This window comes from Bacillus cereus group sp. MG9 (assembly GCF_040459995.1).
Taxonomy (GTDB): domain Bacteria; phylum Bacillota; class Bacilli; order Bacillales; family Bacillaceae_G; genus Bacillus_A; species Bacillus_A mycoides.
The window spans coordinates 676680-701947 of record NZ_JARVHC010000001.1; the positions used below are offsets into that span (position 1 = coordinate 676680).

Here is a 25268-nt window from a genome sequence, read left to right on the forward strand (position 1 = left end):
CTTTGCTTTTTTTATGGACAAAATGCAGATGAAAGTTATTTTTCCGGCTATTTTTGAATATAAAAAGAATGTACATGCTTTGTTAGGGGAAGGGGGGAGTAGGGTGATTGAATTTCGTAATGTAAATAAATATTATGGTGACTTTCAAGTTTTAAAGAATATTAATTTACAAGTTCAAAAGGGGGAAGTAGTGGTGGTCGTTGGTCCTTCAGGATCAGGAAAAAGCACACTGCTACGATGCATAAATCAATTAGAAACTATTACGGATGGAGAGTTAATTGTACAAGAAATGGAAGTACACAATATGAAAACAGATATGAATGAGTTGCGCCGAAATATTGGGATGGTTTTTCAACATTTTTATTTATACCCACATAAAACGGTGCTTCAAAATATTACACTAGCACCAATTAAAGTAAATAAAGTTTCAAAAGAAGAAGCGGAGAAAACAGCGATGTTTTATTTAGAGAAAGTAGGAATTCCGGAGAAGGCTAGTGTATATCCACATCAACTATCTGGAGGACAACAGCAAAGGGTAGCGATTGCAAGAGGGCTTGCGATGCAGCCAAAAATTATGTTGTTTGATGAGCCAACGTCTGCTCTTGATCCAGAGATGATCGGAGAAGTACTTGATGTTATGAAAGCATTAGCCAAAGAAGGCATGACGATGGTTGTTGTCACACATGAGATGGGATTTGCACGTGAGGTAGCAGATAGGATTTTATTTATGGATGAAGGTCAAATTATTGAAGATACAACACCAACACAATTCTTTGCGAATCCTGAACAAGAAAGAGCTCGTTTGTTTTTAAGTCGGGTGTTAAATCATTAAAGGAGGAATTTCATGCTTAAAATGAAAAAGCTGTTTACTTTAATTGTATTTTCATGCTTATTCGTGCTTGTTGTCGCTGGATGCGGGGGTAAAAAAGACGAGGCGAAAGAAACAAATACGAAGCAGGGCGGGGTTGTCGAACAAATTAAGAAGCGCGGGAAATTAGTAGTCGGGGTGAAGAATGATACGAATTTATTTGGATTAAAAAATCCTTCAACAGGGCAGGTAGAAGGATTCGATATTGATATCGCGAAGGCGCTTGCGAAAAAAATTCTTGGTGATGAAAAGAAGCTAGAGCTGAAAGAAGTAACGTCTAAAACACGTATTCCAATGCTGAAAAATGGTGATATTGATGCCATTATTGCGACAATGACAATTACGGAAGAGCGTAAAAAAGAAGTGGATTTTTCAGATGTATATTTTAAAGCGGGGCAATCGTTACTTGTGAAGAAAGGAAGCAATATTAAAAGTATTGATGATGTGAAACAAGGAGTTAAAGTATTGGCTGTAAAAGGCTCAACGTCTACAAATAACATCCGTCAAAAATCACCAGAAGCAACAGTATTAGAGTTTGAGAATTATAGTGAGGCATTTACAGCGTTGAAAGCAGGTAAAGGCGATGTTTTAACGACAGATAATGCGATTCTTTATGGAATGGCAAAACAAGATTCTAATTATGAAGTTGTAGGGAAAAAATTTACGGATGAACCGTACGGAATTGCAGTTCAAAAAGGTGCGGATGATTTAACGAAAGAGATTAATAGCTTGCTAAAAGATATGAAGGCGAATGGGGAATACGATAAATTATATGAAAAATGGATCGGCCAAAAGCAAGAAAAATAAAGTGAAACTTTAATCAGTAGGGGGAGGGTTCATCCCCCTACTGATTATTAGTCTACACCAATCGGGATAAATAGTAAGAATGAGAGGATGAGGGATGCTCATCCTCTTCTTATAAAGAAAGAGGTGATTGTATTTGCCTGATTTTTCTATTTTGACAAACAACATTGATATGTATTTAGAAGGATTTAAATATACGGTAATGTCTAGTGTTATTGCGCTAATAGGAAGTTTTGTTTTAGGGATTATTATGGCAGTGATACGCATTGCACCTATTCGTATTTTGAATTGGATCGGATCCGCCTTTGTAGAGTTTGTTAGAAATATTCCACTCGTATTAATTGCATTCATTTTCTATTTTGCTTTGCCTGTAATAGGAATTACTTTCAACGGTTTTGTAGCAGGGACAGTTGCGCTTACAGTTTATACAGCGGCTTTTATTGCGGAAGTAATTCGTGCTGGTATTTTATCAGTCGCGAAAGGTCAAATGGAAGCAGCACGTTCTTCAGGATTAACTTATACGCAAGCGATGTATCATGTCGTCTTACCTCAAGCGATGAAAATCGTCATTCCTCCTCTAGGAAATCAATTTCTCAATTTAGTAAAAAACTCTTCAATACTCGGAATTATTGCTGGAACGGATTTAATGTATCAAGGAGACTTAATTTCAACGAAGACGTTCGTTACGTTTGATGTATATATATTTGTCGGGATGTTTTATTTAGTATTAACAATACCGCTAAGTATGCTAGTGCGTTATTTAGAAAAACGCTTGGCAAAGGAGGCGGTATAAATGGATTTTAAAGGAGCGATAACAGGTGATCATATCCTCTTTTTATTAAAAGGATTACTCATAACGTTAGAGGTAGCGCTCGTAGCAATTGTACTTAGCTTTATTATTGGTAGTGTAATAGGGATATTGCGCTACATGAAAATACCTGTCGTCTCACAAGTATTAGGAATTATCGTTGAAGTGATTCGAAACTTACCACTACTTTTAATTATATTTTTCACATATTTTGCGCTTCCAGAAGCAGGCTTGAAATTAGAGATTATAACAGCTGTAATTGTTGCTTTAACAATATTTGAAGCAGCAATGATATCTGAAATTGTTCGAAGTGGTTTATTATCGATTGAAAAAGGACAGATTGAGGCCGCAAGATCTTCAGGATTAACGTATGTTCAAGCACTGTGGCATATCATTTTACCACAAGCATTAAGAAGAATGGTCCCGCCGCTTGTCAGTCAGTTTATTTCATTGCTGAAAGATACATCATTAGCAGTTGGTATATCACTGCCAGAGCTTATGCATAATGCTCAAATTATTAGCGGGCAGAATGTAAATTATATGATTCCAACGTTTATAGTAGTAGCTTGTATGTATTTTGTTGTAAACTACGGTTTATCAATTTTATCTAGAAGATTAGAAATACGTTAACTCTTACAAAAAATGTAAGAGTTTTTTTCCTTATAAATCCTTTTTTGCCTCAAATTAGTATCGTGAGCTCTTAATAGTTGAATTTTTATATTGTTTTATCAGAAAAGTTTTAATTTTATATAGAAATTGTAATCGCTTTCGTGTATATTTTTATTATCAGAAAATTTTAAAAAGAGATAGGGGTACTTGTAGGGGGAGGATTAAGATGCAGCAAACAACGAATGAGCAATTACATCGTACGATGAAGAGTAGACATTTATTTATGATCGCACTAGGTGGTGTAATCGGAACTGGTTTTTTTCTAGGTTCAGGTTACACCATTAATCAGGCTGGACCAGGGGGAGCCATCCTTTCATATTTAGTGGGCGGATTTATTATGTATTTAACAATGCTTTGTCTTGGAGAGCTAACGGTAGCAATGCCAGTTTCAGGATCTTTCCAAAAGTATGCGACGAAGTTTATTGGACCAGGAACTGGATTTATGATCGGTTGGCTATACTGGATTGGATGGGCAGTAACAGTAGGATTAGAATTAACATCGATCGGTTTAATGATGAAAAGATGGTTTCCGAATGTTGATGTTTGGGTATGGTGTCTCGTATTCGGAGTTATTTTATATGCTTCAAATGCAATATCAGCGAAGAGTTATGCTGAATTAGAGTTTTGGTTCTCTAGTATTAAAGTAGTTACAATTATTGCATTCATTTTACTTGGTGGTAGCGCATTACTAGGATTCTTACCATACGATGGAAAAGAAGCAGCGCCTCTTTTCTCTAACTTTGTAAGTGATGGTGGGCTATTCCCAAATGGACTAGCTGCAGTGCTTCTTACGATGATTACAGTTAACTTTTCCTTCCAAGGAACAGAGTTAATCGGGATTGCAGCAGGAGAGAGTCAGAATCCTGAAAAAACAATTCCACGTGCGATTCGTAATACAGTATGGCGCATTATGTTATTCTTCATTTTAACAATGACAATTTTAGTAGGGTTAATTTCTTGGAAAGAAGCAGGGATAATTGAAAGCCCATTCGTAGTTGTATTTGATAAAATCGGTATTCCATATGCAGCTGATATTATGAACTTCGTTATTATTACAGCTCTTCTATCTGTAGCGAACTCAGGGTTATATGCAGCAACGCGTATACTATGGTCACTTGCAAATGAAGGAATGGCACCAACTTCTTTCAAGAAAGTAAATAAACGTGGTATTCCGATTACAGCGTTAGTCGTAACGATTGCTGTAGCGGCGTTATCTTTATTAACAAGTTTCCTTGCAGAAGATACAGTATATATGTATTTATTATCTATAGCTGGTTTATCGGCTGTTTCAAGTTGGATCATTATTGCTTTATCACAACTTCGCTTTAGAAGTCAGTATTTAAAAGGCGGAGGGAAATTAGAGGACTTAAAGTATAGAACACCACTATACCCGCTTGTTCCAATTTTAGCGTTAATTACAAATAGCATCGTTGTTATTAGTTTAGCGTTTATTCCAGAACAACGAATGGCGTTATATTGTGGTATTCCATTTATCATTTTCTGCTATATATATTATTATATGAGTAAGAAACGGAAGAAGCCGATGAAAGTGGAGATGGAAGCGAAGTATGAAAATAAAAATTAAGCATGATGATATAGAGGCAGATTTATCGTATGGTCCATTAGCGATTGGAAAAGAAAATGGGTATTCACCGTTACAATTACTCGTTTCTTCTATCGCAGGATGTAGTGCAATTGTTTTTCGAACGATTTTAGAAAAGAAACGTATTGCATACGATACGTTTACAATTGAAACTGAAATTGGTAGAAGTGAAGCTTTATCAAAACCAGTTGAAAGTGTTCATTTGCACTATAAAATTAAAGCGCAAAACATTACAGAAGAACAATTAGACAAGGCACTGCAACTTGCGGTGAAAAATTGCACAATTGTTCAATCTGTAAAGGATAGTATAAAAGTTACAGAAACAATTGAATTAGTAAAGTGAAACATAAAAACGTGAGATAGGGCGCTCACGTTTTTATGTTTTTAATAAAGGGGAAAGTATGTTGGAATGTTTAGGTTGTAAATTAGCAAATGAAGAAGAAATTATATATAAAGTGTATGAAGATGATTATGTAACTTGTTTTTTAGATCATGCGCTTTCTATACAGGGCATACTTTAATCGTTCCAAAGCAGCATGTTGTAGAAGTAGACGAATTAGATGATTGTGTAGCGCAAGCGATTATGGACGCTTCTAAGCTTATTTCAAAGGCTATTAAGTTATTATATAAACCAGACGGAGTTACAATTTGCCCCGCATTAACGGGCAGTAAGATTCCCTACCTCAAAATTCAGTGAAAACAAAGAAGTTAGTTGGGGATCCAACTGCCCGTAAAAGCCCGATTGGTTCAACTAATAATCAGTGGGGGATGAACAAAACCCCCACTGATTAAAGTTTCACTTTATCAAAATGGTGGAATCTTTAACGAGTTAACTCATTATCACATGCATATTGTACCGAGATATAAAGAGCGTTCGTTTGCTGAGTTTTATACGGTGCAGCCAGGAGAACAGCAAAACCATAACTTTGAAGAGACAAAGAATTTATTAAAAGAAGCAATAGAGAAAATAATACATAGCGAAAAGGCGTAAGAGGGGTTTTCTTAAGGGGACAGTCAGGAAAATTCTAATATTAAAAAGCCCAATTTCTCAGTTAAAATAGAGAAATTGGGCTTTTTTTTATTCTATTATTCAATTTTCTCTATTAAAGAATTCTGCAGTGTCACAAAGTATATCGCTCATTCGTTATATAGAATGAGAGGAGGAATTATATGAAAGTTACAAACAAAGATTACGAAAAGATGGAAGAGCTATACGAGTTGTATGAACAAAAAATTTATTATTTAGCTTATTCTATTTTAAATAATATTCAGCAGGCTGAAGATACGGTTCAAGAGACGTTTATTACTCTTTATAAGAACTTGGAAAAGCTCCATAGCTTGAGCACTGAAGAGCTTAAACGCTACATTTTGAGGGTCGCGAAAAACAAGGCGATTGATAGTTACCGGAAAAATAAACGACATGAAACATTTTTAGAAGAATATGAAAGAGAATCAATAGAAGCAGTAGATGAAAATATTGAAGAGTGGGAAAAACGTAAAATGTCTGAGGTTCAAATTGATACATTGCTAACAGAATTAAGTGAATCTAACAGACAGGTGTTTAAGTATAAAGTCTTCTATAACTTAACGTATCAAGAGATTTCAAGTGTTATGGGAATAACCGAGGCTAATGCCCGCAAGCAGTTTGAACGCGCTCGAAAACGAATCCAAAATATTATAGGAGGTATACAACATGACGAATTCAAAGAACTCCAAAGAAATATATGAACTTGCTGAAAAAATTGCTTTAGATGATTTTGATAAACTCGAAGAACAACATGAATTTTCACATACATATACGCGCAAAAAGAAATTGTTCATGGAGGAAATTAAGCTGAAAGGCGAGCGACCACAGACAAAGCGTAAAAGAAACCATATGTTAATCGCTGCTGCCTGCTTATTGATTGGTATGCCGACAACTGTTTTTGGTGCAGTAAAAGTCTATAATATGATTGTTCAAAAACAAAATTACGAAGTAAATGTTTCAGTAACGAATAAGGAATCGAAAAAGATTGATAAGTGGTATAAGTTGAAAATCGATAAATTACCAGAAAATATGGAGGCAATTGATGACTCTGCTATGAAATATTCATTTAAAGATAACGACGCAAATGGAGGCTTTTCATTTAGTCTTTGGAGAGTAGGGGAAAATGCGGACTTTCAAACTTTATACTCAAAAAGCTACGAAGAAAAAGAGATAAGTGGCAAGAAAGCAGTAATTGTTCATAAAGAAACTGGAAACAACAATATAATGTTTGATAGGAAGGTCTTTCTCTTTTTTGAGAAAGAAGGGATTATGTTAGAAAGCTATATCGGATCCGATGTAAATGAAGAACAAATGATAGATGTGTTAGGGAATATTTCACTGGAGCCTACTTCAAAAGAAAAGGCATCACATATAGCAGATTATGATAAAAAGTATTTTAGCCAAGCAGATGAACCTAAAAAAACTAAGGTTATTCCTTTGAAAAAAGATAGCAAACGACTATTTCATATAGGACAAAAGGTTCCAGTAACGGTATCTATGGATAACAGCCAAATTGAATATGTGATAGAAAAAGTTGAAGTTTTTGATTCGATTAAAGATTTTAAACAAGAGAACTTTAATGAACTTGGCCTAGGGATATTAAGCAAGAAGAAGGCTTTAGATCAGACGGGAAAATTGCTATCGTACAGACGGGATGTATATAAATTAGGGAATGGTAAAGATTCAATTGATACATTAGTAGATTCGAAATTAGTTAATGTTAAATTTGTCTACCTGACAACAACAGTGAAAAATATAGGTGAACAGATGACAGAAGAAATCTATATGACTCCATCCATAAAACAGCTTAAATTTGAAGGGAATGCATGGAACTACGCTAAAGAAGAGGGAATGGACGCAACGCGTATTATGACGGGCGAAGTTGATTATTTAGAACCTCACGGAGAGGGAAAAAGCTTTTACAATATTGGTAGTATCCGACCAGGAGAAACGGTAAAAGTTAAATTAGGTTATTTTGTAGATGAGGATAAACTAGATTCAATCTTCCTGGATGCTTTCCATTACAGAGGGAATGGAAGTACTGAAAATATGAATGCGTCATATCGTTGGTGGATTGATATTCGTCAACAGTCAAAATAATAGGAACAAATACACAAAAAGCTGCTTATATTTAGCAGCTTTTTCAGTCTTCATACATATGTAAAACTTCTTTCGCACGTATACGTAAACCATCTATTAATTCTTTCGGTTCTAAAACTCGTGCATCTTTTCCAAGTCTATAAAATAAAGGGGTAATAAAGTTAATTTCACCTTTATCAATTGTTGAATGTATATAACCTGTCCCGTCTTCGTTTACTATAACGAACTCTTCAAGGTAGGGAACGCTTTTACACTGGCGCACGCCTTCTGTCGTTAATAAAACATGTAACTGAGTAGGAATGTTTATTACGTTAGAGTTAGAGGCGAACCATTCTTCTAAATTCATAAACTTATCTTTATTTTCTTCGGTCGATAATATGGAAAGAATACGATCCACGCGATACAGTAATACTTTGTTTCGACTATAGTCATAGGATGGCAAGTACCATAAACCATCGTGGGCATATACACCGATAGGATGAACATGTTTCGTTTTAATCCCCGATTTAGACTCGTATTGAAAGTGTAAGTTTTTATTTTCAATAGCCGCTGTTAATACTTCGTTTAAAAAAGTTGTCTCAATTGTTCTTTTCGGATTCCAAAAAGCGATATAAGAACGTATTTTATCAACTTTAGCTTTCGCATCATTTTGTAGAGAGCTATACAGTTTATGAGTAACAGAATTGATTTCTGTATTAAAAGGCAAGTTACGATAGTAGCTTAAAGATTGGAAAGCAAAAAAGATGGAGACCGCTTCTTCTTCGGTAAATAAAATGGGGGGAAGCATGCTGCTTGTTAATACTTTATATCCTCCATTACGACCTTGTTCAGCGTAAATGGGTAATCCCATATCACTTAAATCTAAAATATATCTATGGACCGTACGAACGGAAATATTAAATTCATCAGCTATTTCTTGAGCTGTAAATGTTTTTTTTGCAGAAGCAAATATAAGAATGTCTAGTAAACGTTTTGCTTTTGACAAGGATATCACCTTTTTCTTTTTTAACATGACATAAGTTGTCATGTTTTATGGTTAGTATAGTGCTTATAAGATGATTTTATCAATAGAAGCTGTAAGGAGGAAAAGATATGTCACGTGAAATTGTTTTATTTATTGCAGCGAGCTTAGATGGATTTATCGCGAAAGAAGATGATGATTTAGAGTGGTTAATGGAAACAGAAGGTGAGGGAGACAACGGTTATACAGAAATGTACGAAACAATTGATACGATAATTATGGGAAAGAGAACGTACGATTATGTGGTAGAGCATACGGAAACATTCCCGTACCTAGATAAAAAATGTTATGTTTTTTCTAATTCAGAAAAAGGTTCAAACGAACATGTAGAGTTTGTAAATGAAGATGTATTAGAGTTTACAAAAAGGTTGAAAGAGCAGGAAGGATCTAAAATATGGATGGTCGGTGGAGGGAGTCTACTGAAAGGATTTTTTAAGAATAATTTAATTGATGAATATGTTGTTACGATTACACCTCACATATTAGGTTCTGGAGTTCCGTTATTTAAAGAAAAGAACCCGGAAATTCATTTAACTTTAACGGATACGAAACGTTTTGGCCAATTCGTAAATTTATATTATAAAGTAAAGTCCTAAAGGATAAGAAAACACGACTATTGATGATAGTCGTGTTTCTATATAGATGGCAATGAAATTGTAAAGCAAGATCCGTGATCAATTTCACTTGTGACAGTAATATTCCCGCCGTGTAGTTCTACGATTTCTTTTACGATGGAGAGCCCTAAACCAGTGCCTCCTGTAGCTCTAGAGCGCGCTTTATCAACACGGTAAAAGCGGTCGAAAATGTGAGGGAGGTCTTCAGGGGGAATACCTTCTCCCTTGTCCTTAATTTTGATGGAAATATGTTTATGTTCTTCTGTAACAGAAATATTAATATGAGAATGTTCTTTTGAATGTCTATACGCGTTATTTAAAATGTTAGCCATAACTTGTTCAAAGCGTTGCTCATCTAGCTTTACTAAGAGTGAGGAAGGACATGTGAAAACAACTTTAATTTGTTTTTCTCCGTACATCACATTTATTTTTTCAGTGATGCGAGTAAGGAAGGTGTGTAAATGCACTTCCTGTACTTGAATGAAAAAGTTATGCTTTTCCATTTGAGCGAGTGAAAATAAATCTTGAACTAAGTTTGTAATATAATCAGACTCGTCTTTTATAATGGATAAGTATCGTAAACGTTGCTCTGGGGGTGTGTTTTCTTTTAATGCAATGTCAGCATAACCTCTTACGTACGTTAATGGTGTTCGTAATTCGTGAGCAACACTTGCTAGAAATTCACTTCGCTCTGTTTTCATGTAATGTAAATCATTTGCGAGAGTTTGGATAGATTGTGCTAGTTCACCAATTTCGTCATTTCGAGTAGTTGTTAATGAAACGGATAAATCGCCCTTACTCATTTTTTCAGTCGCTTGTTTCATGTGTAACAATGGTTTTGTTAACAAACGTGATAATAGAAAAATGGTGATGGCTGTTAATAGGAAAGTAATGACTCCAGCGATAATGAATTGCCGTGTGAGCCCGTTAACCATTTCTTCGATTGATTCCGTTCCGAGAAACATATATACATAGCCTTCCGTTTTTCCTGCCACTACAATTGGGCTAACTGTACATATATAATTAGATGTTTTCCAATGATTCTCTATAATTGCTCCATCATGATCTGTTCGTGTTTGCATTCCTTCAATATGTTTTTTTATAGTAGTATTTATTTCATTGGATTTAGCTAGTATTTCCTTATTTGCATTTGTAATAATAACAGTTGTTTCAGCTTCGGATTCCATTAAAGCAACATGGGAGATTGTTTGCCTGTCAAAATATTTTTCAAGGACATCTCGGTGACTATTTCCACGCTTTAATAAAGCAGTCATTTCTTCATTCACTCTATTGTTTACAAGGCTATAATAGAGCAAGACAAATAGAACACTTTCGATTAAAAGTGTAACAATTAGAAAATAAAATCCGAGTTGAATAGAAATTCGCTTCATCGTTTTGCTCCTTAGTTTTCAATATCAATCCATCGATATCCTACTCCGTAAACAGTTTTTAAATGGTGATCAATGGGGAAATTTACTTTTCGTAATTTATCACGTAAATTACGAATATGTGAATCGACTGTTCTATCTTCTGTATTTGTATTTAATCCCCAAATTCGTTCAATGAGCTGATCACGGCTTAATACGTAGTTCACATGACGTAAAAATAATCCGAGTAAAGAGAATTCGATTGGGGTGAGAAGAAGTTCTTCATTATGGACAGAAATGAAATGCTTGGCCTCATCCCATAAAATGCCGTGATATTGGATTTGTGCATGTTGATTGGTTCGGCGTAAAACAGCTTCAATTCTTGCGAAGAGCTCCTCTTCGTGGAATGGTTTCGTCACGTAATCATCTGCTCCAAGTTTTAACCCTTGAACGACATCTACCGTCTGATCACGAGCAGTTACCATAATGATAGGAACGTTACTAAATGATCGAATTCTTTTGCAAGTTTCCCACCCGTCCATCTTTGGCATCATAATATCGAGTAAAACAAATTTGAAGTTTCGATTTTCTATATGTGAAATAGCTTCTTCTCCGGATGCTGCACATACGCAGTTATATCCGATTGGAGTAAGATAAAGCGTTAATAATTCAAGCATTCTCGGTTCATCATCTACGAGTAGTATATCGATCATAGAGTACCTCCGCATTTGTAGTTATTACTTAAATTGTAAGGCAAAATCATGAAGAAATGGTGCAGATTATAATGCATCTGCATAATTTCTTCAGAATTGCTTGTTATTGTAAAGTTGAAATTCCATTTTAGGTAATAATATTGGCTCGAAAACGAATAATACGGAGGCGATATAGTGAAAAAGATGACCCGAATTTTGGGGATAACAATAATTGCAGCAGTCGGTCTTGCGGCATGCGGACAAACGAGTACAGATCATAAAAATCATGAATCTACAGAAGAGAAGAAAACAGAGCAAAAGGAAATGAAAATGAATCAAGGTGCATCGAATGATTTATTAACGACAAGTTTAAAAAATGTAACGAGATTAAATACAAATGATCCTCTGCAAATGGCAGTATTAACTTCGCAAACGATATGGCCAGCAACGCATAAAGAGAATCAGCCAGGCGCTATTATTTTAGTGCCAGTGAACGAGTGGCAATTAGGTATTGCAAGTGCGGATCTTATTCATCACCCGAATAACGGGCCAATTTTATTTATAGAAAAAGAAAATGTACCCGAAATGACGTTAAAAGAAATAAAACGATTAAATCCGCTCGGAACGAAAGATGGAACGCAAATTATGGTGATGGGGGATATAGGGGCATCTAGCCTAGAGCAATTAAAAGAATATAAAGTAAAGCAAATAAAAGAAACGGACCCAGCTAAATTTGCTAAAGATGTTGATAAAGAATATGCCGATATAACAGGAAATTATCCAAATAGCGTTATTATCGGTTCGTCTGAAGAAGAAGGACGTTTATATACAACACCAGCTGTAAATTGGATTTCTCATATGCCAGAACCTCTTCTATATACTGAAAAAAATAAAGTGCCAGAAGCGACAATAGAGGCATTAAAGACGAGAAAAGATAAAGCGAATATATATGTGTTAGGACCAGAAAAAATCGTTTCGAAAGAAGTAGAAAAAGAGTTAAGTAAATACGGGAAAGTAACGCGTATTAGTGGGGAGACTCCAACAGAAAATTCGGTTGCATTTGCGAAATTTAAAGATGAAAAAACGAAATTTGGCTGGGGATTCACAAAACCAGGTCACGGTTTGTCATTTGTTTCAAGCAAAACACCAGACTTAGCAATTGCGGGAGCACCGTTTTCACATATGGGTAAACATGCCCCTGTTGTTTTGCTTGAGGAAGGAAAAGCAAAACAACCAGTTTATGACTTCCTTGCTACTATTCAGCCGAAGTTTAAGGATGACCCAACACTTGGACCGTATAACCATGGTTTCCTATTAGGAAGTACTAGTGATATCTCATTTGAAACACAAGGGATATTAGATGAGAGGTTAGAGATTGTTCAGGAAAGTGGTCAAGGTCACGGTGGACATTAATGAAATGAGAAAAGACGCTGCTAAGGTAGCGTCTTTTCTTTAGGAAACTTTTACATAGCACAACATCCTTTGCTCGTTATATAATAGCCTTCGTGCAGTCGGCCTTGATTTTCTTATGGAGAAAATCAAATGATAAAAGAGTAGAGGGTGGTAGCTTGTTTCAAAAGATAAAAAATGAATGGTTTTCTAATGTGAAAGGGGACGTACTATCAGGAATTGTCGTTGCTTTAGCATTAATTCCTGAAGCGATAGCTTTTTCTGTTATTGCAGGTGTAGATCCGACCGTTGGGTTATACGCCGCTTTTTGTATTGCGGTTACAATTTCGTTTGTCGGCGGAAGACCAGGGATGATCTCGGCGGCAACGGGTGCGATGGCATTATTAATGGTCACTCTTGTGAAGGATCACGGTTTGCAATATTTATTTGCTGTGACAATAGTAACAGGTATTGTTCAAATTATTTTTGGAGTGTTCAAGCTGAGCTCATTTATGAAGTTTGTTCCTAAATCCGTTATGAGTGGTTTTTTAAATTCACTTGGAATTTTAGTTTTTACAGCGCAATTGCCGCATTTTAAAAATGCAACTTGGGAAATGTATGCACTTGTCGCATTAGGACTTGCGATTATATATTTATTTCCACGTATTACGACGGCTGTTCCGTCTACACTTATTTCAATTATTATTGTGACAAGCATTGCACTTATGAGCGGATTACAGTTAAAAACAGTAGGGGATATGGGAAGCTTACCGAAAGAATTACCGTTCTTTAGTATTCCTGATGTTCCATTTACACTTGAGACATTAGCAATTATTTTACCGTATTCAGTTATGCTAGCGGTTATAGGTTTACTAGAGTCATTATTAACGGCGTCGGTTTTAGACGATATGACACATACGGAAAGTAATAAGCATAAAGAGGCACGTGGACAAGGGATTGCGAACGTTGTTGCTGGTTTCTTCGGAGGAATGGCAGGATGTGCAATGATTGGACAATCTGTTATTAACATTAAATCAGGTGGTCGCGGGAGATTATCGACGTTTGTAGCCGGTGGTTTTTTAATCGTATTGCTATTTGTTTTAGGTGATTACGTTGTTCATATTCCGATGGCAGCTTTAGTTGCAGTTATGATTATGGTTTCGATTGGGACGTTTGATTGGAACTCTGTAGCGACGATTCATAAAGTACCAAAAGGAAACGCATTTGTTATGATCGTAACAGTTGTGATTGTCCTAATTACACATAATTTAGGATTAGGTGTAATTATCGGAACGATAATTAGTGCAGTTTTATTTGCATTCAATATGGCAAAGATTCACGTGAAACATTTGTATATTGAAAATAAGAAAATATACGAAATTCACGGCCAACTATTCTTCGCATCTACGGCAGAGTATATAAATGCTTTTTCATACAATGAAGATGTGAAAGAAATTGAGATGAACTTTACTAACGCACACGTATGGGATGATTCAGCAGTAGCGGCAATTGATAAAGTTATCATGAAATATGAACAGAACGGTGTGAAAGTAAGGATCACAGGGTTAAATGAACGTAGCTCGAAGCTCGTTGCGAATTTAGCTACTTATAATAAGAGAATTGCTAGTTAGAAGCCTCCTTTTTAGGGGGCTTTATTATATAATACGGGTAGGATAACGAAAAGGGGATTCAGCATATGTACAAACAAATTTTATTAGCATGCGATGGTTCTGAACATGCACTTCGAGCAGCCGAGCATGCAACATATATTGCGAAATTTAACGAAGAAACACATGTTGAAGTTGTGTACGTAGTGGATAATAGAACGGCAAAGTCAGATATTATACAAGGACAAACGGATTTAGAAACAATATCAGCTAGTCGAAAAGATAAATTAAAAGAGATTGAGGGTTTATTAAAGAAAGAGAACATTTCCTACAAAATTACGATTCTACATGGCGATCCAGGAGATACGATTGTTCAATATGTAAATACAGGAGATATAGATCTTATTATTGCTGGGAGTAGAGGGCTAAATACACTGCAAGAGATGGTGCTTGGTAGTGTAAGTCATAAAATAGCAAAGCGTGTGAAATGCCCGGTTATGATTATAAAGTGAAGCTTTAATCAGTGGGGGTTTTGTTCATCCACCACCTAACTTCTTTGCTTTCACTGAATTTTGAGGTGGGGGTCTTACTGCCCGGCGAATAGCAGGATAAAATAAGTTGAGTGAGATATTATGTAGTGTAAGCAAGACCTTGATATAATTTGAGGTCTTTTTTTGCGTATAAAGAGGGAGAGTGCGGACATACTAGATATATAAGTTTAAAGGGAAATCGTTAACTTACAAATTTGTAAGTTTGTTGTCAGAAAAATCGATGTTATGAAATTTTTCCCATTGGTAAAATAAGAGTATCAAAGGGGAGATAGGGAGGATGGAAGGTATGAAATCATTGCAAAATTTATCATATAGTCAAGGGGTAAGCTTAATTTGTTTAGGCGGATTTGCTGCATCTGTTACGTTAGCTATTTTAATAAAGATGGTTCATCAAATCTTTTAATTTTAGAGTAGGGAAGGAATTGGTTGTTATTAATAGCAAGAGAAGTATTATAAATAAAAAATAGCTCCTAGCATGTATCTTAGTGCTAGGAGCTATTTTCTTATTTCTCTGTTTCTGCTTTATCGCTTGTTACGCTAACTTTACCCCACTTGTATTGATCTTCTGGTGTATATTTATAATCTTTTACGCGATTATTTACACCTTTTAAGTCAAATTTATAATGAAGTGGAATTAATGGTACTTCGTCATGAACTAATTTTTGCCATTTATCGTAGACATCTTTACGGTACTTTTCATCAGCAGCTTCTGGAGAAATACCTTGTTTTAATAATTCTGTGTTTTTGTCAGTAGCCCAACGTGGGTAATTGAACGCTGCATCTTTAGCCCAAATACCAGAAGGATCTGGGTCAGATCCAGTTCCCCAAGCTGCCGCGAAAAGATCAACTTTTGGATCATCTTTTTTAATCATATCGTAGAATGAGTTAAATTCATGTAAGCGACCATCAAGAAGCTCTACTTTTAGGCCGATGTCTTTCCAAGATTGAATAAAGAATTTTGCAAGTGGTTCACTTACATCGCTACCACTCATTGATAAGAAATTAGCTTTAAATTCTTTACCATTCGGATCTTCACGGAATCCATCTCCGTTCGTATCTTTATAGCCAGCTTCATCTAATAATTTTTTAGCTTTCTCTATATCTTTATCATAGGCACCAGCTTTATTGTTATGATATTTTGGTAGAGATGGTGGGATTGGTGAGTTAGCCGGATAACGTAGGCCGTGATATAATTTTTCACCAATTTCTTTTCGATCGATAGCATACGCCATTGCTTGACGTACACGAACATCTTTAAATTTCTCCTTATCCATTACTACTTCTTCTTTTTCTTTATCCATATGGCCTAATTTAAAACCGATATAGCTATAGTATAAATCAGTTTTACCGACTAATTGTGCATTTTTTAATGTACTTACATTTGGATACTGATCTGCACTTACTTCAGCAATGTCAATATCACCATTTTTTAAGGACGCGTTAACAACGGAAGGGTTAACAACTTTTAAAACCATACTTTTTAGTTTTGGTTTTCCGCCATAATAATCATCAAAACGTTCAAATTCAACAGCTTCACCTGGCGTAATTTTCTTCACTTTAAAAGGTCCGAAACCAATTGGGTTTTTACGGATTTTATCAGATTCTGCTAATTTATCGATTGGTACATCTCCTAAGTATTTCTTATGAAGAGGGTATGTCCAAAGCCCAGTTTTCACTGAAGGATTCGGTTCTTTAAACGTAATCGAAATTGTTTTTGGATCCGTTACCTTTATACCTGAAATTTTTTCGGCTTTTCCATTATGGTAATCTTCCATACCTTCAATCATTTGCATTTGAGTGTCATAGCGAGAACCGGCATATTGTTTGTTACCAATCACTAGATAAGAGTATTCTAAATCCTCAGCAGTAACAGGGTTTCCATCATGCCATTTTACATTATCTTTAATTTTAAGGGTAATTGTCTTTTTATCTTTAGAAATTTCATATGTAGCAGCACCATCATTCGTGTATTCCCAGTTTTCGTCATTTGATAATAAAGATTCATCGAAAATTGTAATGACCTGGTTATCAGGATCTCCTTCATATACAGCGAAGTTCAAAAGTCCTTCAAATGGTGTGTTAGAAACAAGACCATATGTTAATGAACCATCTTTAATTTCCTTTTTATCATTTTTAACAGATGCACTAAATTTATTTGTATCTACTTTTTTTGTGCTGCTCGTTTTTTCACTACCACCACTGCCCCCACATGCTGAAAGTAGTAATGTTGAAACCGCAAGTGTACTTAATACTTTGAAAAATTTTGGCTTATTTGTCATTTCTTCCACCCCTTATCCTTTTCTTTGTCTTGCGTCGGCCGAACGACGTAGCGCTTGACCAATAAAATTTATACACAGCATCAATGCTAAAATCATGATTGATGCGGGTAACCAAATCCACCATTTCTCTTGTAATACATCTGGATTTCTAGCATAACTAACAAGTGTACCAAGGCTTGGTGTACTTTCTGGTAGACCAAATCCTAAGAAAGTTAGACCAGATTCAATACCGATGTTTCCAGCAAGATTTAATGTAACACTAACAATGATAATTGAGCTTAAGTTAGGTAGTACTTGGAAAAGAATGATTTTCCAGTTTGGTGTTCCTAAAGTTTTAGATGCAGAGACATAATCTAGTTCTTTTTCAGTTAATACTTTTGAGCGAATTAATCTGGCCTTTCCTGTCCATAAGAACACGCTCATAATTAAAATGAAAGTAAAGATATTGAATGTAGGAACAAGTGTAATAAATACAATTACAAGCATTAAAAATGGTAAAACCATAACAAAGTCGATAATGCGCATAATGATATTATCAATAGCTCCTCCAAAATACCCGGCAATTAATCCAATTGAAAGACCAATTAAACAAGAAAGAATAGTAATTGCTAATCCAATTGTAAAGGAGTTACGTGTACCAATAATAAGTTGGCCGAAAATGTCGCGTCCTCCGTAATCTGTTCCTAACCAATGTTCAGCAGAGGGAGGAGCATAAATAGCGAATAAATCAACTCGTACAATATCTTCTTGTTTCATAATAAAAGATGTTGCGTAGACTGCTACTAATAAGATTGCTAGGAAAATAAGTGAAAACATTGCTAATTTATCTTTACGAAGTTCTCGCCACATAATAGAGAAACCAGAAGGGCTTTTTTCGTAATGAATAACTTCAGTTTGTTTTTCAGGGTTTGCTAACATAACGTCATCTCCTTTCTTTAATCAATACGAATACGTGGATCGACGATGCTTAGAATAATATCTGAAAGGAGAGTTCCAAGTAACGTTGCAAATCCAGTAAACATAACGAGTGTAGTTATTACACTAAAATCACGTTGAGAGATAGATTGTATAAATAGTTGTCCAATTCCTGGATAGCTAAAAATACTTTCTAAAAAGATGGCACCGCCAACTAATCCTGTAATTTCATAGCCTAAGAAGGCTGCAATTGGTAAGAATGAATTTCGTAAAATATGTCTAGAATAGATTTTTGATTCTGGAACACCTTTTGCTCTTACTGTACGAACAAAATCTTTATGTTTCGTATCAATAATTTCGCTTCGTAAATATTGAACAGTACCAACTGTTGCGATTAATGCCCCGGATAAAGCTGGTAGTAGCATGTGATTCAATTTGCTTAAATAGTAAGCAAATGTACCTGTTGCAACTTGAGGATCTACGCTACCGCCGGTTGGGAATATTGCAAACTTAAATCCGAATAGGAAGAGCATAACTAGTGCAAATATAAATAGTGGTGTAGCAAAACCTAGATAGTTGTAAAGGGTAATGAGTCGATCAGCCCAGGTATCATTCCAACGCCCACTTATAACTCCGAGTGGTATGGCAATTAAATAAGTAAGAATAAGAATGACAAGTGCTAAAGATACTGTGTTTCCAAGTCGTTCTCCAATTAAATCGGTTACTTTCATTTTATGTGCATAGGAAATACCAAAGTCACCTTGGGCTGCATTTTTAATCCAGCGAACATATTGTGTTGTAACTGGGTCATTTAATCCAAGCTTTTCTCGCTGTTCTTCAATCACTTTTGGATCCGCTTTTGGATTCATTGCTTTGCCAGTTAAGGCATCGCCTGGCATTGCCTTAGCTAGTAGAAAGACAAGTACACTTAACACGAATAATTGCGGGATCATCACTAAAAATCTCCGTAATATAAACTTCCACATGTTTTATCACTCCCTTATGGTAATGCCACCCGGTGCGTTGGCGAGATTGCTTTTAAGTCATAAGCCCGACCGTTTTCATTGAAATAATTTTCGTATGATTTCTCGTATTCAGAGCTTACTTGTTGACGGATCTTACGCTGTCTCTCTCTGTTTTCAGGACGAATATCAGGAATTGCAGATATTAGGCGCTTCGTATAAATATGTTGCGGATTACTATAAATTTCTGCACTAGTTGCTTCTTCGACAATGCGTCCGCGATACATAACACCGATACGATCACACATATGACGAATTACACCTAAATCATGACTAATGAATAAGTATGTTAGTCCGAGCTCAGCTTGTAAATCTTGCAAGAAGTTTAATACTTGTGCTTGTACAGAGACGTCGAGCGCAGATACTGGCTCATCAGCAATAATAAGCTTCGGTTTTAATGTAAGAGCGCGTGCAATACCAATTCGCTGCCTTTGCCCACCGGAAAATTCATGTGGGTATTTATAAATTGACTCTGGATTTAGACCAACTTTATCAAGATATTCTTGAACTGCTCTACGTTCTTCATCAGGTGAGAGCTTCTCAAAATTTCGAAGAGGCTCAGCAATAATGTCGAGAACACGTTTCTTCGGATTTAATGATGAATACGGATCTTGGAAAATCATTTGAATATCTTTTCGTTGTTCACGTAGCTCCGAGCGACTTAATTTTGTTAAATCTCTATTATTAAAATGAATGCTACCCTCTGTTGCTTTCGTTAAATGCATAATTGCTTTACCCGTTGTTGATTTGCCGCTTCCGGATTCACCAACGATCCCATATGTTTCACCCGGTTGTAATTCAAAACTTACACCATCGACAGCACGCACGTAATCTAATGTGCGGCCGAAGAAGCCACCTTTAATTGGAAAATGTACTTTTAAATCTTCTACTTTAAGCAGTGCCATGAGTTACGTCATCTCCTTTCTTATGTTGGAAGTTGAAGTGCTTATAGCAAGTACAACGTACCCAATGGTCTGGTTTTACTTCATGTAAAACAGGATTTTCCTCATGTTGATCTGGTCTAACCCAAGGGATTCGGGCTTGGAATCGACATCCAGTGCGAGGAAGCTTCGCTAACGAAGGAACCACGCCTTGAATTACATGCAATTTTTCTTTTTCCGCATACGCAGATGGAATTGAGTTTAATAGAGAACGAGTATATGGGTGAAGCGGGTTATTAAAAATCTCTTCTACTGTTCCTGTTTCTACAACTTGTCCTGCATACATAACGACAATACGATCAGCTGTTTCGGCAACAACGCTTAAATCATGTGTAATTAAAATGATGCCCATTTTCGTTTGTTCTTGAATAGATTTTAGTAAGTCTAAAATTTGTGCTTGGATGGTTACGTCAAGAGCCGTTGTTGGCTCATCCGCAATAATGAGTGCTGGGTTACAAGCAATCGCAATCGCGATAACAATTCTTTGTCTCATTCCGCCAGATAATTCGTGAGGGTATTGTTTATATGTAAGTTCTGGTTTTGGAATACCAACTTGATGGAGTAGTTCTAAGGTGCGTTCTTTCTTTTCTGCTTTCGAAAGGTTTGTGTGGTAGTCTAAGTTTTCTTCGATTTGTTTTCCAACTGTCATAAGAGGATCGAGTGCTGTAAGAGGTTCCTGGAAAATCATACCGATGTTTGATCCGCGTACTTTATTCATCTCTGCGGTCGACATAGTAAGTAAATCCTTATCTCTATAGTTAAGTTTCCCTTGTAATTTTGTATTTGCTTCATTATGCAGTCGCATAATGGAAAGGGCAAGTGCACTTTTTCCGCAACCGGATTCACCAACTATCGCGACAATTTCATTTTCATGGACAGTTAACGAAACGTTATCAACTGCTGCATGATATTGATCTTGTATGCGAAAGGAAGTCTGTAAGTTTTCAATGCGAAGAAGTGGATTCTTCATGGTTATCCCTCCATCTTTTCTGAAAAGACTAAATATTTAGTATGTTGTTGCTATTTTAATATAAAGTGACAATGTTTGACAAGAGTAAATATTCAAAAATCTTTTTATATAGAGATGAGATGCAGTAATATAAGGATAAAAACCCTTTTAAAACGCTCACAATTATGGGTTGGATTGATAAATTATTTGTAATAAAAAAGTACTATATGTAGAAAAAAGAGAGGTGTTCTGGAAAGAACTGTCTCTCTTTTTTTTGTAAGTATAATATTAGTGTTTAAGCTTGTTTTTGTTTTGTAGATCCTGTATTTAAAGTAAGAGCAAGGAAGAACATTGCAAGCACACAAGAAGCAAGGAGCAAAATGAATCCGCCGTCCCATCCGAATCCATCTACAATAAAGCCCATAGCTGCGCTAGCAAAAGTAGCTCCCCCTAGGTAACCGAAGAACCCAGTTAACCCAGCGGCAGTTCCAGCAGCTTTCTTTGGTGCTAAGTCAAGAGCGTGTAGGCCAATTAACATAACAGGTCCGTAAATTAAAAATCCAATTGCGACAAGTGCGATGCTATCAACCATTGGATTACCAGGAGGGTTTAGCCAGTAAACAAGAACTGCGATAAATACACCGACCATAAATAAAATACCAGCAGGTGCACGGCGTCCTTTAAATAGTTTATCACTCATCCATCCGCAAAGAAGCGTACCTGGAATACCAGCCCATTCATATAGAGCATAAGCTGTACGTGAGCTACTATGAGTAAAGCTTTTTTCTTCAACTAAATAAGTAGGAGCCCAGTCTACAACGCCGTAACGAACGAAATAAACAAAAACGTTAGCGATAGCGATGTACCATAAAAACTTATTGTTTAATACGTATTTAAATAAAATTTCCTTTACCGAAAGTTCGCGTTCACGGTCCGCTACTTTTTCATCTGATGGATATTCCCCAGTATGTTCTTCAATAGAAGGTAATCCGCAAGATTGAGGTGTATCTCTCATCGTAATTAATACATAAATCCCCACTAAAATTGAAAGAATACCTGGGAAGTAAAATATACTTTTCCAGTCATTTGCAAAGAAATATAAGCCTAATGTAACGAGAGAAGGCATAAGCGCGCCGCCGACATTATGAGCGACGTTCCAAATAGACATTTTTGTACCACGTTCACTAACGGAGAACCAGTGAACCATCGTACGACCACAAGGAGGCCATCCCATACCTTGTACCCATCCATTTAGAAACTGAAGTACAAACATAAGTATAATGCTCGTTGTAATGAAAGAAAATGAGCCGAAAATAATATTAATGATACCGGATAAAAATAGCCCAGCTGCTAAAAAGTAGCGAGGATTACAACGATCGGATACGATACCCATAAGAAATTTACTTAATCCGTAAGCGATAGATACTGCTGAAAGGATAACCCCAAGTTCCCCTTTACTAAAGCCTTGTTCGATTAAGTATGGCATTGCGAGTGAAAAGTTTTTTCGAACAAAGTAGTAACCCGCATAACCGATGAAGATGCCTAAGAATACTTGCAAACGCAATTTGCGGTATTCGCTATCAGTGCGATCAGCTGGTAAGCGTTCTGCGTGGGGCGCAGGTTTAAATAATTGTGTGAAAAACATAAAATGAAAATCCTCCCCTAATTAATTGGAAGCGTTTTAAGACAGAGAGAATACAAAAAGGCTATGAAATATAAAAAAGTTCCCTTTTTTATGATTCATAGCCATATACTCCGATTCTCCGTGACTGTCAATATTAACTTCGACGAAAATTATACAACTTTGTGACAAAAATGTAAACGTTTTTATAAAGAAAGTTGTTGACGTATTTTGTTTGTGGGATTAATATTTAAATACGTTAAATATTTTATTGCTTAAATAAGAGGTGGATAACATGCCAAATGATATGACTCATATTGATAAGATTCAAGCTCTTACATTCGCTATAGGAAAGAAAATGCAAACAGAGCTATTAGAACAAATGCAAGCATCAGGACTTACACCACCGCAGTTTTATATTTTAAAGATTTTAGATCATTACGGAGCTTCAAGAGCGACACAATTGGCGGAGAAAATGTACGTGAAACCGAGTGCGATTACAGTAATGACTGATCGTTTAATTGATCATGGGTTAGTAGAGCGCTATCACGACGATAATGATCGCCGCGTTGTTGTCATTGAGCTAACGAAGAAGGGGAAAGCTACAGTAGAAGAAGCGATGGCGGCTCGTAATGAGCATATTGCAAAGTACTTCTCACACTTAGAATTACAAGAGAGGGAAGATTTGTTACGCCTCTTTGAAAAGCTAGAAACAATTATTTGCGGGAAACCAGAGAAAAAAGAGAAAAAAGAGAAAAACTAAGAGGAATTGAGGAGATTACATGGAGCAACAAGAAAATCAGAATAGAAAGTTGTTGTTAATCGGTTTAGTAATCGCAATGCTATTTGCTGCATTGGACGGAACAATCGTTGGTACAGCAATGCCGCGTATCGTCGGTGAACTAGGTGGATTAAGTTTAATGACATGGTTAACAACAGCTTACATGTTAACATCAACAACGGTTGTACCGATTGCAGGTAAATTAGCGGATTTACTTGGGCGTCGTAACGTATATATAGCAGGATTAATTATCTTTATGGTTGGTTCAGCGTTATGTGGTATGGCAAACGGTATGACAGAATTAATTATTTTCCGTGGTATTCAAGGTCTTGGTGGCGGTATTATGATGCCAATGGCTATGATTATTATCGGAGATATGTTCACGGGAAAAGAACGTGCTAAATGGCAAGGTATTTTTGGAGCTCTATACGGTCTTGCCTCTGTAATTGGACCACAAGTTGGTGGTTGGATTGTAGACGCAGTGAACTGGAGATGGGTATTCTATATTAACTTACCAGTTGGTATTTTAGCGACAATCTTCATTGCAATGGGATTAAAAGCACATAAACAAACAGGACCAATTAAAATTGATATCGCTGGAATCTTCACGATGATTCTCGGTGTTGTAAGTTTATTACTTGCGTTAACGTTTGGCGGGAAAGATTATGCATGGGATTCTTGGCAAATTATCGGGTTATTTGCACTAGCTGCCATTGGTATTGTTAGCTTTGTTATCGTTGAAACGAAGGCTGAGGAACCAATTTTACCGATGCACTTCTTTAAAAACCGTACATTTACACTACTGAATGCGATCGGTTTCTTTATGAGTATCGGAATGTTTGGAGCAATTATGTTCGTACCGTTCTTTATGCAAGGAATTGTAGGCGTAAGTGCTGCTGAATCAGGAACGATTATGACACCGATGATGATTACAATGATCGTTATGAGTATTATCGGTGGTCAGCTTGTATTAAAAATTGGTGTGAAACCACAAATTATTACAGGGATGCTTATTATGGCTAGTGGTTTCTGGTTATTAACAACGATGGATATGCATACAACTAAGCTTACCGCTACTTCTTATATGATGGTTATCGGTTTAGGAATGGGTCTTGTTATGCCGATATTAACATTAGCATTACAAGAAAGCTTCCCGAAAAAAGATCTTGGCGTTGTAACATCATCAAGTCAATTCTTCCGTCAAATCGGTGGAACATTCGGTATTACAATTTTAGGATCAATTATGAATAACACTTCAGGTACAACGTTAACAAATAAATTAGTACCTGTATTAGACACATTCCCAAAAGAAGCGGGACAAATGGTAACAAAATTTAAAGATATGATTCATACAGATCCACAAAGTTTATATTCTATGCTATTTAGTCCAGAGGCATTAAAACAAATGCCAGAAGCATTTTCTAATAGCATCGTACCAATTTTGAAAAGCTCTTTAGTGGACTCACTTCATACTGTATTCTTAACAGGATTGGTATTTATCGTAGTAGGTGCTATCTTTACGATTTTCTTACAGAAAATTAAACTGTCTGATCGTAAAAAAGATGCTGAAGAGCCTGCTGTAGAAGAAAAGGAAAAAACTGTATCATATTCGTAATAAAAAAGCATCGCCTTATGGCGAT

The 25268-nt window shown here is 36.1% G+C and carries 24 protein-coding genes and 2 pseudogenes; 17 read left to right on the forward strand and 9 right to left on the reverse strand.

Features of this window, described 5'->3' with window-relative positions; all coding sequences use genetic code 11:
* The first annotated feature begins 13 nt into the window (after window positions 1-13).
* The 10 genes and pseudogenes from QCI77_RS03335 to QCI77_RS03380 all read left to right on the forward strand — a co-directional run bounded on the left by QCI77_RS03335 (window position 14) and on the right by QCI77_RS03380 (window position 7879).
* Window positions 14-832, forward strand: coding sequence for an amino acid ABC transporter ATP-binding protein (locus QCI77_RS03335; protein ID WP_353824500.1), 819 nt, complete (start codon window positions 14-16; stop codon window positions 830-832).
* Window positions 833-844: 12 nt separating this feature from the next.
* Window positions 845-1675, forward strand: a complete 831-nt coding sequence (gene glnH / locus QCI77_RS03340) for a glutamine ABC transporter substrate-binding protein GlnH (protein ID WP_353824501.1) — start codon at window positions 845-847, stop codon at window positions 1673-1675.
* A 133-nt stretch (window positions 1676-1808) separates the two neighbouring features.
* Window positions 1809-2465, forward strand: coding sequence for an amino acid ABC transporter permease (locus tag QCI77_RS03345; protein ID WP_353824503.1), 657 nt, complete (start codon window positions 1809-1811; stop codon window positions 2463-2465).
* Complete coding sequence (locus QCI77_RS03350; protein WP_002029756.1) at window positions 2466-3110, forward strand: amino acid ABC transporter permease; 645 nt, start codon at window positions 2466-2468, stop codon at window positions 3108-3110.
* Between the two features lie 205 nt (window positions 3111-3315).
* On the forward strand, window positions 3316-4734 hold the full coding sequence (locus tag QCI77_RS03355) for an amino acid permease (protein WP_002029755.1): 1419 nt from the start codon (window positions 3316-3318) through the stop codon (window positions 4732-4734).
* Entirely contained in the window at window positions 4718-5095 is a 378-nt protein-coding gene (locus QCI77_RS03360; RefSeq protein WP_098635230.1) for an OsmC family protein, read from the forward strand. Before QCI77_RS03355 ends, QCI77_RS03360 begins: the two co-directional genes overlap by 17 nt.
* A gap of 58 nt (window positions 5096-5153) precedes the next feature.
* Window positions 5154-5404, forward strand: a pseudogene (locus QCI77_RS03365) (HIT family protein); the annotation flags it as partial.
* 153 nt (window positions 5405-5557) lie between these two features.
* Window positions 5558-5743 (forward strand): annotated as a pseudogene (locus tag QCI77_RS03370) (HIT family protein); the annotation flags it as partial.
* 179 nt (window positions 5744-5922) lie between these two features.
* Complete coding sequence (locus QCI77_RS03375) at window positions 5923-6480, forward strand: RNA polymerase sigma factor (RefSeq protein ID WP_113770311.1); 558 nt, start codon at window positions 5923-5925, stop codon at window positions 6478-6480.
* Entirely contained in the window at window positions 6446-7879 is a 1434-nt protein-coding gene (locus QCI77_RS03380) for a DUF4367 domain-containing protein (protein WP_353824505.1), read from the forward strand. The genes QCI77_RS03375 and QCI77_RS03380 overlap by 35 nt, the downstream gene beginning before the upstream one ends.
* Window positions 7880-7922: 43 nt before the next feature.
* Here the strand turns inward: QCI77_RS03380 and QCI77_RS03385 are convergent, their stop codons facing one another.
* Window positions 7923-8906, reverse strand: a complete 984-nt coding sequence (locus tag QCI77_RS03385; RefSeq protein ID WP_353824506.1) for a helix-turn-helix transcriptional regulator — start codon at window positions 8904-8906, stop codon at window positions 7923-7925.
* Between the two features lie 65 nt (window positions 8907-8971).
* Here QCI77_RS03385 and QCI77_RS03390 point away from each other — a divergent pair, with 65 nt between their 5' ends.
* Window positions 8972-9496, forward strand: coding sequence for a dihydrofolate reductase family protein (locus QCI77_RS03390; protein ID WP_341023196.1), 525 nt, complete (start codon window positions 8972-8974; stop codon window positions 9494-9496).
* 38 nt (window positions 9497-9534) lie between these two features.
* On the opposite strand, the gene QCI77_RS03395 is transcribed toward QCI77_RS03390, so the two are convergent.
* Both QCI77_RS03395 and QCI77_RS03400 read right to left on the reverse strand, forming a co-directional pair.
* Window positions 9535-10905 (reverse strand): sensor histidine kinase, encoded by a 1371-nt coding sequence (locus QCI77_RS03395; RefSeq protein WP_002167094.1) that lies wholly within the window; start codon window positions 10903-10905, stop codon window positions 9535-9537.
* Between the two features lie 11 nt (window positions 10906-10916).
* Window positions 10917-11594: a response regulator transcription factor gene (locus QCI77_RS03400; RefSeq protein ID WP_044444490.1), complete on the reverse strand. Its 678-nt coding sequence runs from the start codon at window positions 11592-11594 to the stop codon at window positions 10917-10919.
* Window positions 11595-11768: 174 nt separating this feature from the next.
* Here QCI77_RS03400 and QCI77_RS03405 point away from each other — a divergent pair, with 174 nt between their 5' ends.
* The 4 genes from QCI77_RS03405 (at window position 11769) to QCI77_RS03420 (ending at window position 15523) form a co-directional block, all read left to right on the forward strand.
* Window positions 11769-12986 carry a cell wall-binding repeat-containing protein gene (locus QCI77_RS03405; protein ID WP_353824507.1) on the forward strand — a complete coding sequence of 406 codons (1218 nt, stop codon included), beginning with the start codon at window positions 11769-11771 and terminating at the stop codon, window positions 12984-12986.
* A gap of 155 nt (window positions 12987-13141) precedes the next feature.
* Entirely contained in the window at window positions 13142-14593 is a 1452-nt protein-coding gene (locus tag QCI77_RS03410) for a SulP family inorganic anion transporter (protein WP_353824508.1), read from the forward strand.
* Between the two features lie 65 nt (window positions 14594-14658).
* A complete protein-coding gene (locus QCI77_RS03415; protein WP_002010593.1) occupies window positions 14659-15081 on the forward strand; it encodes a universal stress protein in 423 nt (140 codons plus the stop codon).
* A gap of 316 nt (window positions 15082-15397) precedes the next feature.
* Window positions 15398-15523: a DUF4027 family protein gene (locus QCI77_RS03420; protein ID WP_088031288.1), complete on the forward strand. Its 126-nt coding sequence runs from the start codon at window positions 15398-15400 to the stop codon at window positions 15521-15523.
* 100 nt (window positions 15524-15623) lie between these two features.
* On the opposite strand, the gene opp4A is transcribed toward QCI77_RS03420, so the two are convergent.
* The 6 genes from opp4A to glpT all read right to left on the reverse strand — a co-directional run bounded on the left by opp4A (window position 15624) and on the right by glpT (window position 22871).
* On the reverse strand, window positions 15624-17399 hold the full coding sequence (opp4A, locus tag QCI77_RS03425) for an oligopeptide ABC transporter substrate-binding protein (RefSeq protein WP_033708792.1): 1776 nt from the start codon (window positions 17397-17399) through the stop codon (window positions 15624-15626).
* 12 nt (window positions 17400-17411) lie between these two features.
* Window positions 17412-18317: an ABC transporter permease gene (locus tag QCI77_RS03430; protein ID WP_078176720.1), complete on the reverse strand. Its 906-nt coding sequence runs from the start codon at window positions 18315-18317 to the stop codon at window positions 17412-17414.
* A 17-nt stretch (window positions 18318-18334) separates the two neighbouring features.
* Window positions 18335-19300, reverse strand: coding sequence for an oligopeptide ABC transporter permease (gene opp4B / locus QCI77_RS03435; protein ID WP_033655978.1), 966 nt, complete (start codon window positions 19298-19300; stop codon window positions 18335-18337).
* Window positions 19301-19314: 14 nt separating this feature from the next.
* A complete protein-coding gene (locus QCI77_RS03440; RefSeq protein ID WP_088031286.1) occupies window positions 19315-20241 on the reverse strand; it encodes an ABC transporter ATP-binding protein in 927 nt (308 codons plus the stop codon).
* Entirely contained in the window at window positions 20228-21247 is a 1020-nt protein-coding gene (locus tag QCI77_RS03445) for an ABC transporter ATP-binding protein (RefSeq protein WP_088031285.1), read from the reverse strand. The genes QCI77_RS03440 and QCI77_RS03445 overlap by 14 nt, the downstream gene beginning before the upstream one ends.
* Before the next feature lie 274 nt (window positions 21248-21521).
* Window positions 21522-22871 carry a glycerol-3-phosphate transporter gene (gene glpT, locus QCI77_RS03450; RefSeq protein ID WP_002029809.1) on the reverse strand — a complete coding sequence of 450 codons (1350 nt, stop codon included), beginning with the start codon at window positions 22869-22871 and terminating at the stop codon, window positions 21522-21524.
* A gap of 271 nt (window positions 22872-23142) precedes the next feature.
* Here glpT and QCI77_RS03455 point away from each other — a divergent pair, with 271 nt between their 5' ends.
* Entirely contained in the window at window positions 23143-23610 is a 468-nt protein-coding gene (locus tag QCI77_RS03455; RefSeq protein ID WP_002029807.1) for a MarR family winged helix-turn-helix transcriptional regulator, read from the forward strand.
* A gap of 19 nt (window positions 23611-23629) precedes the next feature.
* On the forward strand, window positions 23630-25243 hold the full coding sequence (locus tag QCI77_RS03460; RefSeq protein WP_353824509.1) for an MDR family MFS transporter: 1614 nt from the start codon (window positions 23630-23632) through the stop codon (window positions 25241-25243).
* Window positions 25244-25268: the final 25 nt, after the last annotated feature.

What these genes read in the sequence shown, in the direction of transcription:
- QCI77_RS03430 (WP_078176720.1), bottom strand. Translation starts at nt 18,317, where the DNA reads ATGTTAGCAAACCCTGAAAAACAAACTGAAGTTATTCATTACGAAAAA.
- QCI77_RS03355 (WP_002029755.1), top strand. Translation starts at nt 3,316, where the DNA reads ATGCAGCAAACAACGAATGAGCAATTACATCGTACGATGAAGAGTAGA.
- QCI77_RS03385 (WP_353824506.1), bottom strand. Translation starts at nt 8,906, where the DNA reads ATGACAACTTATGTCATGTTAAAAAAGAAAAAGGTGATATCCTTGTCA.
- QCI77_RS03420 (WP_088031288.1), top strand. Translation starts at nt 15,398, where the DNA reads ATGGAAGGTATGAAATCATTGCAAAATTTATCATATAGTCAAGGGGTA.
- QCI77_RS03455 (WP_002029807.1), top strand. Translation starts at nt 23,143, where the DNA reads ATGCCAAATGATATGACTCATATTGATAAGATTCAAGCTCTTACATTC.
- QCI77_RS03445 (WP_088031285.1), bottom strand. Translation starts at nt 21,247, where the DNA reads ATGAAGAATCCACTTCTTCGCATTGAAAACTTACAGACTTCCTTTCGC.
- glpT (WP_002029809.1), bottom strand. Translation starts at nt 22,871, where the DNA reads ATGTTTTTCACACAATTATTTAAACCTGCGCCCCACGCAGAACGCTTA.
- QCI77_RS03375 (WP_113770311.1), top strand. Translation starts at nt 5,923, where the DNA reads ATGAAAGTTACAAACAAAGATTACGAAAAGATGGAAGAGCTATACGAG.
- QCI77_RS03440 (WP_088031286.1), bottom strand. Translation starts at nt 20,241, where the DNA reads ATGGCACTGCTTAAAGTAGAAGATTTAAAAGTACATTTTCCAATTAAA.
- QCI77_RS03380 (WP_353824505.1), top strand. Translation starts at nt 6,446, where the DNA reads ATGACGAATTCAAAGAACTCCAAAGAAATATATGAACTTGCTGAAAAA.
- QCI77_RS03395 (WP_002167094.1), bottom strand. Translation starts at nt 10,905, where the DNA reads ATGAAGCGAATTTCTATTCAACTCGGATTTTATTTTCTAATTGTTACA.
- opp4B (WP_033655978.1), bottom strand. Translation starts at nt 19,300, where the DNA reads ATGTGGAAGTTTATATTACGGAGATTTTTAGTGATGATCCCGCAATTA.
- QCI77_RS03335 (WP_353824500.1), top strand. Translation starts at nt 14, where the DNA reads ATGGACAAAATGCAGATGAAAGTTATTTTTCCGGCTATTTTTGAATAT.
- QCI77_RS03415 (WP_002010593.1), top strand. Translation starts at nt 14,659, where the DNA reads ATGTACAAACAAATTTTATTAGCATGCGATGGTTCTGAACATGCACTT.
- QCI77_RS03400 (WP_044444490.1), bottom strand. Translation starts at nt 11,594, where the DNA reads ATGATCGATATACTACTCGTAGATGATGAACCGAGAATGCTTGAATTA.
- glnH (WP_353824501.1), top strand. Translation starts at nt 845, where the DNA reads ATGCTTAAAATGAAAAAGCTGTTTACTTTAATTGTATTTTCATGCTTA.
- opp4A (WP_033708792.1), bottom strand. Translation starts at nt 17,399, where the DNA reads ATGACAAATAAGCCAAAATTTTTCAAAGTATTAAGTACACTTGCGGTT.
- QCI77_RS03390 (WP_341023196.1), top strand. Translation starts at nt 8,972, where the DNA reads ATGTCACGTGAAATTGTTTTATTTATTGCAGCGAGCTTAGATGGATTT.
- QCI77_RS03360 (WP_098635230.1), top strand. Translation starts at nt 4,718, where the DNA reads ATGAAAATAAAAATTAAGCATGATGATATAGAGGCAGATTTATCGTAT.
- QCI77_RS03460 (WP_353824509.1), top strand. Translation starts at nt 23,630, where the DNA reads ATGGAGCAACAAGAAAATCAGAATAGAAAGTTGTTGTTAATCGGTTTA.
- QCI77_RS03350 (WP_002029756.1), top strand. Translation starts at nt 2,466, where the DNA reads ATGGATTTTAAAGGAGCGATAACAGGTGATCATATCCTCTTTTTATTA.